The following is a 13,656-nucleotide window of genomic DNA, read 5'->3' as shown; positions in this document are numbered from 1 at the left end:
ATTAGAACCAGTAGTATATAAGGAGATTATTCTACGAGTTATATACAAATATTAGACGAGGAATATTTGACGCTGTAAAAGAAAAAATATTGATTCTTATATCATTATTGATGTTGTCCTCAATTTTCCTCATGCAGCACTTGAAAATCAGTAACAAGTGAAACGATTTTTCCTGCTTCATCGATTCCCCAATAGGAAGGGTAAAATCCATCTCCATAACCTGAACGGAATATAATAATATTACTTCCTGTTTCCTCACACACCACGCAATTTCCCCAATCTTCATTATGTTCTGTTAGTATGTCATCTATAAGATCATCATACAAACTAGTAAATTCTTCTCCTAGTTCTTGTTGTAACCTATCTTCTATTTCTTCTAACTTATCAATTGCCTCAACATCTGCAAAGCACCCTAAGCCTGTATCAACTGGGTAACCAAAAATATATCCGTCTTCCAGTTCACTGACATTTTGTCCTGGTTTTGTTGCCATCTTCCATCTTACCGCTTTTGACTCCGACAATTTCAATTCGGCACCAGCAATGACTCCATCTTCCTTATGCCACCAAGCAACAATTGGATATGTACCTGGCTGAATTGTTTGTTCGAAGTGATTTTTATTAAAAATAAGAGGATCACAAGCAACAATTTTACCTGAAGTAACTTTCAACTGTTCTAGTGCTTCGGAACGCAGGGCCTCACTATCCGGTTTAGATAATTCACGTAATAACTTTGACATAATGTTTCTCTCCCTTTCCTTTTAAAATATTTGTTGGTGCTGCCTCCCATATATTTTTACATGAGTTACATTTGTGTTCTGTGGTATTTCTAGCGCCTTTGTATGTTCCTATAACTTCGATATTATCGCCATGAACTTCTAAAACCTCTGCGGCATATCATACCCGCGTTTTCTAATAGTTCCGCAACATATTCTTCATGCGTTTTACGTTTTCGGATATATTGCTCCCCCGTACAAGTGTAGATAGAACAAACCTTTATTCATTGAAAAGTATAACAAATGAATTTGATTTTAAAATTAGACCCAGTTTTGAGGATGTAAATAATAATCCACCCGTTGATTATATTATTTTAAGGGTAAAATTGCATTAATTAAAAATTCAATAAAAGAAGATCGAACTAGATAGTCTTTCTAGATTAATCTTCTTATTTTATATTCTCAAGGGATATTCCACTTCACTGCGACTCATTGCAATATGTCTACTTCTGTGACACATTACACAATTGTACAGAGATAATGAAGTAATATGAAAAATAATATAAAGATTGTAATTTAATCCTATATATTTTTTATAAATTCTAAAAGTAAATCCCTTATTTTTGGTATGATTGACAGAGACTATTTAATTTCTTGTGAATATTTTTGAAAAGGGAGTGATGCTGTATGAAATCAATAAATGTAAATGGGAATATATATCATATTGAATCTGTTCCTTTTGAAGATAAGAGTGAGCAGGATGAAGAGGGATACTACGAATATTTTTACAAAGGAGTCAATTTATCGTTTCACTCGGACAAAGAAATAATTAAAGCCCGAATTTATGATGAGGAAGAAATAATATATTTCTTAAAAAATCCATCTCTTGCATTTGGTAAAGATTTTGAAGCTATAAAAGTATATATAATTAAAGAATATGATGTAAATAAATTTAAAATTCCAGGTGAAAAAAAGCCTATATAGAATTATAGCTATAATTCTATATAGGCTTTACCATGACCAATTATAATAAAACAGGAAAACTCACAAAGTACTTATGCCTGTGGGTGATGAAAGGAATGTATTCGAAATTGAGTAAATCAAGTGAAATAAGTAGATTTGAAAATAGATTCTCAGAAAATGTAATTGAAATAGCAGCTGTCACAGGGGCATTAGGAATCGGTGCATCAAAAGGCAGTGACAACATTTTGTGGACTGCGTCAATTGATTTAATTGCGTGGGAAGACTTACATAACAATGAAACGATTACGAAAGAAGACATACGACTGGCATGGTTGGTTGATGATGCAATTAGTTATTTCGGATAAACGTGATGTGATTTGTTAGGAGGTGAAGTTAAATGAGAAAAGACTTAACATGGCTAGTACCGGATGAGCCAGTTTCAGCAGAATATATAAACAATGTGGGAAAAGAGATAGGGTATATATTTCCAAGTGACTATGTAGAATGTGCTACAAATAATAATGGTTCGGCTGTGTTACCTTATAAATTTGAAATAGGCACGATAACAAAGGTATTTGGAACTTTACTTTCTTATGATGTGGATAGTAGTGAGTATATCGTTAAAGTATATAATCAGTATATTTCTACTTTACCAAATACATTGGTGCCATTCGCATTTGATCCAGCAGGAAATTTAATCTGCTTTGATTATAAAAATCATGAAGAAGATCCAATTGTCGTCTTTTGGGAACATGAGGGGGCATGGGAAAAGGAAACATTGATGGAAAGTGAAGGGATTACGGCTGAGGAAGCAGAGGAAGTAGCGAGAGAAAATATATTTTTTGTGGCTAATGATTTTACGGATTTTTTAAATAAGTTACATAATTAATAATATTATCCATATAAAATGGTTCGTATAAATGTAAGCAGCAATAAAAGGAGGGAGAATGATGGAATTAGAGGATCTAAAAAAAGATATTTGGTATGGAAAAGTTTCTAATCATACAATAGAAACTCTTAAGTCTAACTTAAGGGGTAGTGCAACAGAGACAGAATCCTTTATTTTAATTAACGAATTGTTAAAGTTAGGTGATTTCTCCGTAAAGGGGTTACTAATTGAACTTATGAATAGTACTCGAAATGAGCTTGTTTTACATTTATGTACTAGACTATTTTGTTCAGTAGCTACTCACGATGATTTATTAGAAACGAATAATTTGAAATTCCTTTCAAGTGCTTCAGAGGATGGAGTTCATAATTTTGTAGTAAGTGCTGGTGAAACTCTTTCATATCATGTAGTACCATATCTTTTAGCATTACTAGAAGAGTGGGAAGATACCTTTGTTGAAAAAGCTATAAGAAATGAACTTTCATGGATGCTTGGAATGGAGGACGAGTATTATGAAGTATCGTTAGAAGAATTTAATGAAGCTTATTCTAAATTTATCGAAAATAACGATACGCAAGAATACTATTATCGTAATAGACTATCTTTTCCTGGAGATTTGGCAAAGGAGTTAGTTTCGGAAGTTATGAGTTCTTTAAGAGATAGAACTACTTATAATGTTGTTACTATACCTTCCGTTTTATCAATTTGGAGTGGAATCAAATGTCCTATTCAATACGATACGATAATAACAAATGAAAAAAATAGAGAGTTGATGTCATATATCGATGTTTTAACAAAGAAAGAATGGAAGATTGGTAAAAAGTATTTTTATGGACATGTAGTCGTATAAGAAAACGATATATGTGATGAATCATTCTATGACACTCTGTTAAGGAGTGATTTTTATTATAACGGAAAGCTTTAATAGATGTTTTATGGGAGAAAATAAAAAAACAACTAGTAGCTCAACTAAATGTAAAAAGTTATAAATACATCAAGAAGGTGAAAAAATGATACTACCAGAGGATTTTCGAGAGAAATGGGATGTTAATAAAGATGGCCCACTCATTACATTTCCTGAAAAAGAATTAATAAACAAAAACTTTTCAGCTGAAGTGAAACGATTTTTGGCTATAGGAGGCTTACCGGAAACACCGCCACCATATTTAGAATTTACTTCATCTCAGTCTTTCGTAAGGTCTATTATAAATGTATTTCATATGCCAGAAGAGTTTCGAAAATATTTGTATTTAGGAACAACAAGTTCTGGAGATCCAATTTGTATAATTGAAAAACAAGAAAATATAGTATTTCTAAATAATAGTGATGCGTATAAAGAAGTGTTTATGAATTCTTCTATACATCAATTTGCAGCATGTTTATTAGTATATTCAAAAATGATCGATAGGGCAGTAGAGATAAATGGTGAGGATGCCTTTATCGATAATAATATACCAGAGTGTACAATAAGTTGGTTGAAAGAAAAATTAGAAAAAATTGATGATAAGTGTATGGGAAAAGGTTCTTTTTGGTGTATGGAAATTGAGAGCTTATATGAATAATTGGAAATGAAAAGGGGATATTCCGGTATTTTTATAGTTGTAAAAAGTTATTCTAAAAGGGGTATGTTGGGTGAATCATAGACGCAAGAAAAAGAAGCCGAAACAAATAAGAAAAGAAGCTGTCCAGATAAAACCGATAGTAGAAGAAAAACCACTAAAGAAGAGTAGCAACAAGTTGGTTGATATTCTCCTAGGAATTCTTCTTTTCCCAATTCTTATATGGGCGGTCTTGGAAGGTTGTACAACACAAGTAAGCAAAGGGAAGGCTTTCCTTATTATCGTTTTCTTTCTCTTAATTGCAATAGGGTTATCTATGATAGGAAACAAATAAAGGAGGAGCTCAGATGTTTAAGAAGAAGGAGAAAAAAACATTCACGCTAAACTCGTTAACAAACAAGGAGAAGTCATTCGAGAGTTAAATGGTACAGAAGAAGACTTAAAAGAAATAAGAAAAACGGGTATTGAAATTCGTTTAGTTGAAGAGAACTCATATGAGATGGTAGCAACCGATGAACAACTAGAAAAATTAGCAAGAGTCGAAGCGGAAATCGAAGCAGAAATTAAGGCATGGGAAGACGCTTTAAATGAGAGTTTGGATGAACGCGAAGAAAGAGAAGCAAGACAAAAGGAATTGAAAGCAAAGAATAAATGGAGTACAAAGAAGAAAGTGACCGTATTTGGACTGATATTCTTTGTATTTATTGGATTATCTATTATCGAAGGGTATCAGAATAGTAAACTAGTTGAAGAAGGTACATCATTACATGCAGAAATTGTAGGTAGGCATGTAGAGGAGGAATTCATATTTACACACCCAACATTAGTAGTTGAGGTAGACGGTAAAAAGCATAATGTATGGGTAAGTGAAGAGACATATAACGGAGCAGAGTGGTTAGGTAGACTAAAAGTCATCAAAACAAAAGATGGTAAAGTGGAGAAAGACCCTAGATATGAGGATGAAGACTTAATCACGAGTTATTAAGGGACTAGATAAGATTCCTATAGGGATAAAAGGAAATGGTTCACTAGTTGTTTTAAATAATGTAAGTGGAAAGAACGAATTCGAGGATTTCGAACAGTTTAAATGAGTTGATTTCTAGTTTGAGATTACAAAAATAGTAAAGTGAAGAATGTTTATATGAATTATAGACCGGCTAGAGGGGCGTGGAAAAGTGGAATATAGTGGAATGGCTTCAGTTTGGTTTGGAATTTCTAAATCACTCCAAAATCTTGAGGAGTATGTCGATATAGATTACACGATAGATGGTGATTCAGTTCATTCAAAGTTTGGGACGAGCTTTGAATTCGGTTATTATGATGAAGATAATATTGAAATTTGTTTTTATGAGAATAACAAAAGGGAGGTTGAACATATTTTAAGTGATTTTTCTTATAGTGAACGAATTATTCCTAAAATAAAAAAGCTAGTAAATGGAGATAGTTTAGCGAACGATATTAACTTTGCTATTGTTCTTTATGATTTTAAATATAATGAAGCGAAAAGAGAAAATATGTTTGATGGTTTAGAGGTTACATTTATTGATTCTATGCCATATAGGTAGTTTGCAGGGAGATGCAAATTCATTTCATAAACACATGGAATAACCTTATAAAAGGGGGATACAAATGCATGCTTTGCCAAATTGCTTAGAAGAAGTTTTGGAAGAAGACATATATAAGCGGGCGGATAAAGATCAGGTGAATGAAGTAATAAATAGGTTAGGTGTAGTAGTGTCTAATACATTTAGAGAGTTTTATTATCGGTTTGCAGGACCTTTTTGGGATGAGCACATTCCTTATGAATTACTTGATATTATAGATGAAGAGAATAATATAGAATATTACACAATGATTGCTCGAAAGGAACATGGATTTCCTAATAAGTATTTAGTTTTAACGGAAATGACAGCAAATGCTGCATTGGTCCTTGATAGTGTAACTGATAAAGTTTACTCAGTAAATTTTGAAGGTGGAGATGCATTACTTTTAAATGGAGAATTAAAGGAGAGTTGGCCAACGTTTTATATGTTTTTGAAAGAATATTTCAAATGTTAAGTGTTGATGGGAGTTAACAATAAACAGGGACACCTTAGTAATAAGTGCGAGAGGAGTGACGGATAAATGAGAGTGAACGATTCAGTTTTTGGAGAGATTGAATATAATTATGCTTGGGGTAAGCGTATGCCTATAACTTTTATAGGCAATGTCACTGAGATTGATTTGATGATAGATGGTGAAGAAGATGAGATGTTTGATGAAGGGCAGTATGTAGCGTATCAATCATTAATAAAAAATTGGGAAGAGGTACAAATAAGTTTACTACAGTCTATATTAGACTATTACAAACAAAGGCGATGTGAATTGGGATATGATATTGGAGTGCAAGAAAATTATCCATTAGTTGAAACAACTGATCAAATACTAGAGATGATCGGTTTAGAGGGTATTGTTGTTCCGTATGCAGATATTACGGAAGGATGAGAGGTTGGAATTACATTTAATTGTACGTGGGATATAGAAAATGGTGTAGGAGTTCGATTATTAAATGAAAAGGTAATGGAAGTAGGTTATCAGGATATTATTTTTTAATATAAGTTAAAAGTAAATGAGGGGATATATAACCTGAATGAAAAAGGGATCAATCTTTATCAGATTGACACCCTAATACGAATCTTTTTTAACACCTTACATATTTACGCTTAAAACCAAGTCTTCCTCTATCAAGTTCTTTCTGAATACTCTCTGAAGCATGTAGCAAACTGCTTTTTTTATTATCACGTTTCACTTCAACTATACCAACTTCTTTTGCAGTTTTGACTGCTTTTTCATGTAGTGGTACATATGAAATTGCCACGGTGTTTAGGAAATTATTCATAGCGGATTTTGTTCGTTCTGGAGAATGATGAATTGTATCTTTCACCATTTCAAGCATATCGGAAATTTTACTTTCGGAAAACTCATTGTCTTTGCGATTTCCTAAAAGCCAACAGTAGCAACTCCATCCGGCAGACATTTTAAGCTCGTCCCCACTTGCAATCCATTTATCAGCAACATCTTGTGCAATATTTGACTCCGATAAAGTTACTGCCACTACATAATCAGATAGCATATAAAAATATGCCCCGTCTATCCAGCGATCAAAATCAGACTCACTCATAGCTTTTGGATCGGCAATAATACCTGCAAAGTACATAGCATCGTAGTTGCCTGTGGCATAAAGTTCTTCAGCTAATTCTTGATTTAATTTTATTTTTTTAGCGATTGGTTTCATAGCACCTGTAGCTACTCCGAATACTGGCTCATGCGCACCGTTAGATATGTATATTTTTTTCGTTCGTTCCTTACCTAGAGCTTCAAGTTCTTGCATAACTGTTTTAAGATCCATAGTTGTGCAACTTCCTTTCTTCATGTGAAAGCCTTTTTAAGCTTTTCGTATTTCATATGTTAATACTAATTGTATTCAAGAGGTATGTCTACTTTCTAAAGGTATCAAAACCAGTTAGTAATTTTGAAGCTTTTGATTTTGTGACTGCTACAAGCTATCTATAGTTAGAAGCAAAGTATAGTAGAATAAAAAATACATTTGTATAGTTTTTCCAGTGAATATTTGGTATGATGGTGAGTGGGAAAAATATACAAGTTGTTAGTGGTTCATAAAAGGGGGATTGAATTGAAAAGAACACCTGAATTCGTATTAGGTTTAATTGGTGGCATTTTGGGAATTATTATTTCCATAATATTAATAGTTGTAGCGTTTAATATTATGGAAGGTGTTGATTACGAACTTTTAGCTTATTACTCTATTATTTTAACGGTTCAAATAGGATTGTTCATTTTATCGTGTTTAGTAAACAAGGTTAATAATAAAGTTTATGGGGTTTGTATGATTGTGATTCCTATAGTTATGTTGTTTATGTCATTATTCTTTTTACTTATTCCGACAATTTTACAAATTATATCTGGTTCATTTGCATTTAGGACATTAAAGTTAGAATCGAATGTAAGCTAAATATAATTATTAACGTCTGAATATTCGGTTTTTTAAACATTTTCGTTTGCAGTTCAAATTAACATAAAGTACAAAGTTGTACGCTTTAGGAGGAGAAATAGATGATTATTTGGTCTGGTTGGGGTTTTTTAGTCGCAATTATTGTAATTATTAATACTCTTTTGGGTAAGGCTATCTTTGGATCTATAACGGGGGATGCTACATATTTTCAAGACCATAGTTGGCCAATGGCGGTAATGTTTATTATATCAGGGGTTATGTCTTGGTATTTAGGTAAATATATTAATAAGCCAGATGGGAAAGTTTATATAGATACCGAAACTGGTGAAAAAGTTATGTTTAACAAAAAGCACTCATTATTTTTTATAAAAATGGAATATTGGGGACCGATTCTAGGAGTTATTGCGATTGTAACTTTAATTACAAGATAAAAAAAGAGGATGGGTATAGCAAGAGTAATCTATTCAAGTAGAAGGAGAAATCAGTCATGAATGCAAAGAAACTACTAGGGGTAGCAGTTCCGGTCATGTTGTTATTTGGTTGTGGAGTTTCTGAGAAAACGAACACTTCTAAACAGGAGAAAACGGAAGAGTCTAAAGTAAAAGAATCGAAGTCTAATAGTAAGAAAGAAAAAGTTTCAAAGGAAGACTATCCTAATAAAGTGTATAAATTAGGAGTAGAGTTTGATAAGTTGTTTGCGGAGCATAACAATATTACAAGAGAGGTTTTTGACGGTAAGAAAAAGAAATCAGATATAGTAGATAGTGTGAAAGAATTAAATAAAGTGTTAGATAAATTTGAGTCGATAGATCCCCCTGCAGAGTATGTAAACCAACAAAAAGATTTTGAAAAAGCAATTAGTTATTTTAGAGAGTCTTTTTCTTTAATAAATGAAGTATTTACCAGAAAAGAAAAAAGAGAAAAAGGTGATAAGACTGATAAAGAGTTAATAGAGAAATCTGAAAAGCTAGTGAAAGAAGGAGATATTTACTGGCTTAAGGCATTCAAAGATCTTGAAGGAGATATTAAAATCGGTGACGGTACAGTATCAATGAAAGATTTGAAAGAGTTAGATAAGAAAGCTGGAATTAATACAGATAACGTTATGAAGAATGTGAAAGATGGTACGGAATTAATCGGTAATTGGGGATTCCAAGGAACAGACGGTTTCAATATGTCACTCATTTTAAAAGGTGATAAGACATTTGAAACGTATGGTAAAGGTGAGTATCCAAATAAAAAGAATTATATTGAAGGAACTTGGGAATATGATAAGGAAGCTTTTACAATCTATTTACATCTCAATAAACGTTTAGTAGACGGTGTAGAAGATACAATTCAAAAAAAGAAAATAGCATATAAAGTTCAAGATTATGATGGGGAAAACTTGCGATTATTTAATGAGACGTCATTTAATACAATTAAGTATGTGAAGCAAAGTTAAAGTTATGTAGGACTAGGTTTAAATGGCCTGGTCCTTCATTAAATTGCGAGTATGTAAATAATATGTTATCTTTCGTTCTGTTTACTTAGTATCATGTTATTCTTTAATAGAGTAATAAATGGAGTTTTGCATTAAATATATGAGGTTGGTTACAAATGATAAAGAAATTTACTAGATTAGTATTAATAGTGGTTATCCCAATCAGTCTTATTACAGGTTGTGGGGCTGCTGAAAAAACTGAAGCACAAAAGCCGAAAGCGGTACAAACGGAGAAAAAGGACTATATGGATTACTCATATGGTAGCAAAGGTATATTAGTAAGTGGCAAAGCGAAAGAACGGCAACAATACGAGATTGGATATATGGATGATAATAAGTTAATTGGGATTGACGAAAATATTGAAGACTGCATTATTTTAGATAATAAAGATGAAGCAGGTCTCATTTGGAAGCAAATAGAGCGAGGATCTATTATTGAAGTGCAATACGGTAAGGATCGCAATGATATCGTAGGCGTGCAATTCGTAGGAGATCGTGAGTCATATGAAATTAGTGATAAGTTTGATCGGAATACGATAAATGAGATTGTTGAAAACGTTAAAGGGAATTTGTAATAGATGTATTTCGATAGTATAGGATCTCTTATTATGAAATTGTATACCAGTTATTTGTCTAAGTTTAAATTGATTATTTTGACGGTATTTGTAATTAGTTGTAAAATAATGTTTGTTGACGAATTTTATAAAAAGTATGTTAGATGAAATTCATCTGTAGGGATGACATATAAATATTTTCTTAATGAGTATAAAATGAAATAATTAAAATATGTAAATAAAAAGAAAATATAATAGAAGTACATAGTAGATTCATATTTTTAAAAATTAATGTGACAATAAAGGGAGGTTGAGATACATACACGGTGGGAGTGTGTATGTATTTATTATAATAATGAATAAGACAATCAAACAACAAGTAATCGCACTATCAACAAGTCTAGTGATTTTAGGGAGTGTACCTTTATCAGCATCAGCAGAAGAGATAAACAAATCTCAAACTGATCAACTTAATATTGCCCAAGGAGAACATGGAACGAGCGGATTAAATTATTCTAATTTCAAGTTGGAAGTTCCTGATCATGTACAAATTAACGAAGCAGAAGTATCTGAAAATGAAAAAATGCTTTTAGAAGAATATAAGCATAAACATGATGAAACAGAAGAATTAAACAAAATGCAAGATGCTAAGAAGGGACAAGTAGCAGAAAAGGAAGCTATTTCAAACATTGAAAAGGCATTTGAATCTGTAGATGGTCGAAATGATGGGTCTGATCGTCAAATGAAACCTGTTGCAAAGCCAAGAGGTATTCAATATAGTGCACAGAGTACGAAGAAATATGGAACACTTGCAGGAGTTCCATTTGTGGAATGGATTGTTCCAGCAGGAAATCCTGATATTCGTCCTGCAAATCCGATGAAAGCACGTTACATTACAATTCATGAGACCGCAAATACAGCCGCTGGTGCTAATGCTGAAAATCATGCGAAATATTTATACAAGCAAGCAACTGAAGGCACTTTCCGAACAGCTTCATGGCATTTTACTGTAGATGATAAACAAATTTATCAACACTTACCAACAAACGAAAATGGTTGGCATGCAGGAGATGGAGATGGTTCAGGAAACAGGGAGTCTATCGGTATCGAGATTGCGGTTAACCAAGACGGTGATTACAATAAAGCGTTAGAAAATGCAAAACGACTTGCAGGTTATTTAATGAACAAAGAAGGAATTGGTGCAGATCATATTTACAAGCATCAACAATGGAGCGGGAAAAAATGTCCTGACATTTTAATTTCACGTGGTAATTGGGCTGGTTTCGTACAAGGAATTCAGTGGTATGCAAATATAAATGCGCAGATTGATACGCCTTTACAAGATAAAAATGACTCATTTAATCCAAATGAAAATAATCCAGCTGAACCTAGCATGGAACTAGTGGTAAATGGTAGTGGCATCAATGTACGTAGTGATGCGGGTATTGAACATCGTGTTGTACGTAAAGCTTCAAACGGAGATCGTTACAAAGTATTAGCGGTTAAAAATGGTTGGTATAAAGTAGGTAATGGAGAATGGATTTTCTATGACCCAAGTTGGATTAAAATTAACTACAATGTACCAAAGGAAGAAGTACAAAAACCAAAAGATGATATTACAGGTGGCTGGTTTGAAGGGCATATTCGTAAATTAAACAGTCTAGGTATTATGCAAGGCGAAGGTAATGGTGTATTTGCGCCATATCGAAATGTAACGAGAGCGGAGTTTGCGAAATTAATCTCGAATGCTCTTAAACTACCAGAGGGAAATAAGTCATTTGTAGATATTAATGAGGCACATCCATCACTTCATGACGGTATTAAACGTTGTGCAAGTGCAGGAATTATTAATGGTCGTGGTGAAGGGATTTTTGATCCTAACTCACCAATTACTCGTGAAGAAGTATCTATTATGATTGACAAAGCATTACGATATAAAGGAATTACAGGTGAGTTAGTAGCATTACCATTTACAGATAAGCATTTAATAACATACAAAGAATCGGTTCAACGATTATACAGTCTAAAGGTAGTTAATGGTATTGGAAATAATGAGTTTGATCCTCGAGGCACAGCAACTCGTGGTCAGGCAGCTGCCTTTATTGTGAAGATGTTAGATTCAATGCAAAAATAAAATGAAACTTTAATCAGTGAGGGTCACTCGCATTGCAATCGAGCAGTTTATTCACCGAATTTTGAAATGAGAGTGTTACTGCCCGCAAATAGCAGAAGAAATTGTATGTAGAAGCTGACATTGGTAGAAGTAAAAAATAAGAAGAGTTTGAAAGGAGCTATCCAAAATAATAATTTGGAATAGCTCCTATTTAGTAGGAAGAACAAATTGTATTTGATAGATTGTAATGTAGAATGCCCTTCCAAGCCCCTCATAAGCCCCTACCAAGTAATAAATCACTAAGAAAAAACAAAAACAAAAACAACTACAAGAACAAAACAAGCGCGAAAAAATGAAACCGGCGTTGTAGTAGTAAAAAAATTGTAATTCGAATGCCAAAACCATTCCCGTATGCCTATCTTTATAATGAAGGATTAAAATTTTCCTATTTACTAGCAAAGAGTGGAGGGAAACATATGGCGGTATACCGTAATGTGCAGGTGAACTTTTGGCAAGATGAATTCATATTAGATTTAACGCCAGAGGAGCGTTATTTTTACATATATTTGTTAACTGGTACGAAAACAAAGCAATGTGGTATTTACATATTACCGAAGCGTGTGGCAGAGCTTGAAACAGGTTATAGTATGGAGACTGTTGAGAAGTTGCTAAACAGGTTTGTTGAGTATGGAAAGATTTTATATGATACGGAAACGAAAGAGGTATTCATAATAAATTGGTTACAATATAACCCTATTTCAAATACGAATGTGGAGAAGTGCGTATTACGTGAGTTAAAGACTATAAAAAGTAATGAGTTCATACATATATTTTTACGTAAATGCCTTGAAGAAGAATACAAGATTCCATTATTATTGCAGCATTTTGGTATGCCAAAAGAAGAGGATAATAGTAGTTCACAAGTAGTTATTGAAGAGAAAGAAGAAGCGGAAGAGATAGAGGTGGAAACTATAGAAGAGGACGTTCCAAATAGTGAAGTTTATAAGTTTTATGAACAAAATATTAGTAGTTTATCCCCATATATTGTGAAGGAATTGAAGAATTGGATACAAAGACTTTTTGGAGAGAAAGTGTTAGAGGTACTTAAAATTGCGTTTGAAAATAATAAGAAAACGTTAGCTTATGTGAAGGGGATTTTGAGGAATTGGTGTAGTGAAAAATTAAAGGATTTTAGTGGGGAGAAGTGCGTAATGGGAAGTTTAGAGAGAAGGAAATGTATTTTGAGTAGTGTATTTTAATTTACATTAACTTAACATAGAATGTATGTTCGTTTTTGTGAGATTTATGCTATACTACCATTAAATAAGGGTATTTTTATAATAGATAAAAAGATGCGGGGGGTACAAAGT

16 protein-coding genes and 3 pseudogenes are annotated in these 13,656 nt (G+C 32.9%); 17 read left to right on the top strand and 2 right to left on the bottom strand.

The window, feature by feature from the left end:
* Positions 1-119: 119 nt before the first annotated feature.
* Positions 120-737, bottom strand: a complete 618-nt coding sequence (locus NST86_RS16315; RefSeq protein WP_061662905.1) for a DUF4241 domain-containing protein — start codon at positions 735-737, stop codon at positions 120-122.
* Positions 738-1,400: 663 nt separating this feature from the next.
* On the opposite strand from NST86_RS16315, the gene NST86_RS16310 reads away from it, so the two are divergent.
* From NST86_RS16310 to NST86_RS16260, 11 genes and pseudogenes are all read left to right on the top strand, one after another.
* Positions 1,401-1,697, top strand: a complete 297-nt coding sequence (locus tag NST86_RS16310; protein ID WP_063264064.1) for a hypothetical protein — start codon at positions 1,401-1,403, stop codon at positions 1,695-1,697.
* 86 nt (positions 1,698-1,783) lie between these two features.
* A pseudogene (locus NST86_RS16305) lies at positions 1,784-2,023 on the top strand (DUF7021 domain-containing protein); the annotation flags it as partial.
* A 50-nt stretch (positions 2,024-2,073) separates the two neighbouring features.
* Positions 2,074-2,565 (top strand): SMI1/KNR4 family protein, encoded by a 492-nt coding sequence (locus tag NST86_RS16300; RefSeq protein ID WP_061663525.1) that lies wholly within the window; start codon positions 2,074-2,076, stop codon positions 2,563-2,565.
* 61 nt (positions 2,566-2,626) lie between these two features.
* Positions 2,627-3,415, top strand: a complete 789-nt coding sequence (gene imm47 / locus NST86_RS16295; RefSeq protein ID WP_140159026.1) for an Imm47 family immunity protein — start codon at positions 2,627-2,629, stop codon at positions 3,413-3,415.
* Positions 3,416-3,575: 160 nt separating this feature from the next.
* A complete protein-coding gene (locus NST86_RS16290; protein ID WP_061663523.1) occupies positions 3,576-4,127 on the top strand; it encodes an SUKH-4 family immunity protein in 552 nt (183 codons plus the stop codon).
* Between the two features lie 70 nt (positions 4,128-4,197).
* The gene (locus NST86_RS16285; protein ID WP_001016547.1) at positions 4,198-4,458 is read left to right on the top strand and encodes a hypothetical protein; all 261 of its coding nucleotides are present in this window, start codon (positions 4,198-4,200) and stop codon (positions 4,456-4,458) included.
* Positions 4,459-4,623: 165 nt separating this feature from the next.
* Complete coding sequence (locus tag NST86_RS16280) at positions 4,624-5,109, top strand: hypothetical protein (RefSeq protein ID WP_086423278.1); 486 nt, start codon at positions 4,624-4,626, stop codon at positions 5,107-5,109.
* Between the two features lie 4 nt (positions 5,110-5,113).
* Positions 5,114-5,246: pseudogene (locus NST86_RS16275) on the top strand (SecY-interacting protein Syd); the annotation flags it as partial.
* 53 nt (positions 5,247-5,299) lie between these two features.
* Positions 5,300-5,689, top strand: a complete 390-nt coding sequence (locus NST86_RS16270) for an immunity 22 family protein (RefSeq protein WP_061664362.1) — start codon at positions 5,300-5,302, stop codon at positions 5,687-5,689.
* Between the two features lie 64 nt (positions 5,690-5,753).
* On the top strand, positions 5,754-6,182 hold the full coding sequence (locus NST86_RS16265; protein ID WP_061664363.1) for an SMI1/KNR4 family protein: 429 nt from the start codon (positions 5,754-5,756) through the stop codon (positions 6,180-6,182).
* 66 nt (positions 6,183-6,248) lie between these two features.
* A pseudogene (locus tag NST86_RS16260) lies at positions 6,249-6,716 on the top strand (DUF6985 domain-containing protein).
* A gap of 88 nt (positions 6,717-6,804) precedes the next feature.
* Here NST86_RS16260 and NST86_RS16255 read toward each other — a convergent pair.
* Complete coding sequence (locus tag NST86_RS16255) at positions 6,805-7,512, bottom strand: DNA alkylation repair protein (RefSeq protein WP_061664364.1); 708 nt, start codon at positions 7,510-7,512, stop codon at positions 6,805-6,807.
* 285 nt (positions 7,513-7,797) lie between these two features.
* Between NST86_RS16255 and NST86_RS16250 the strand changes: the two genes are divergently transcribed.
* The 6 genes from NST86_RS16250 to NST86_RS16225 all read left to right on the top strand — a co-directional run bounded on the left by NST86_RS16250 (position 7,798) and on the right by NST86_RS16225 (position 13,545).
* Complete coding sequence (locus NST86_RS16250; RefSeq protein ID WP_000831724.1) at positions 7,798-8,136, top strand: DUF4064 domain-containing protein; 339 nt, start codon at positions 7,798-7,800, stop codon at positions 8,134-8,136.
* Positions 8,137-8,237: 101 nt separating this feature from the next.
* A complete protein-coding gene (locus tag NST86_RS16245) occupies positions 8,238-8,567 on the top strand; it encodes a hypothetical protein (RefSeq protein ID WP_000587855.1) in 330 nt (109 codons plus the stop codon).
* A 56-nt stretch (positions 8,568-8,623) separates the two neighbouring features.
* Positions 8,624-9,580 carry a DUF3994 domain-containing protein gene (locus NST86_RS16240; protein ID WP_016118256.1) on the top strand — a complete coding sequence of 319 codons (957 nt, stop codon included), beginning with the start codon at positions 8,624-8,626 and terminating at the stop codon, positions 9,578-9,580.
* 155 nt (positions 9,581-9,735) lie between these two features.
* Entirely contained in the window at positions 9,736-10,194 is a 459-nt protein-coding gene (locus NST86_RS16235) for a hypothetical protein (protein ID WP_000591634.1), read from the top strand.
* Positions 10,195-10,528: 334 nt separating this feature from the next.
* On the top strand, positions 10,529-12,307 hold the full coding sequence (locus tag NST86_RS16230; protein WP_002000187.1) for an S-layer homology domain-containing protein: 1,779 nt from the start codon (positions 10,529-10,531) through the stop codon (positions 12,305-12,307).
* Between the two features lie 455 nt (positions 12,308-12,762).
* On the top strand, positions 12,763-13,545 hold the full coding sequence (locus tag NST86_RS16225) for a DnaD domain-containing protein (protein WP_000312101.1): 783 nt from the start codon (positions 12,763-12,765) through the stop codon (positions 13,543-13,545).
* The last annotated feature ends 111 nt before the right edge of the window (positions 13,546-13,656 follow it).

The sequence above is a fragment of the Bacillus sp. FSL L8-0199 genome (assembly GCF_038005705.1).
Lineage (GTDB): Bacteria > Bacillota > Bacilli > Bacillales > Bacillaceae_G > Bacillus_A > Bacillus_A cereus.
Note: the sequence above shows the minus strand (reverse complement) of the source record. Positions and strands in the feature narration are given on the sequence as shown.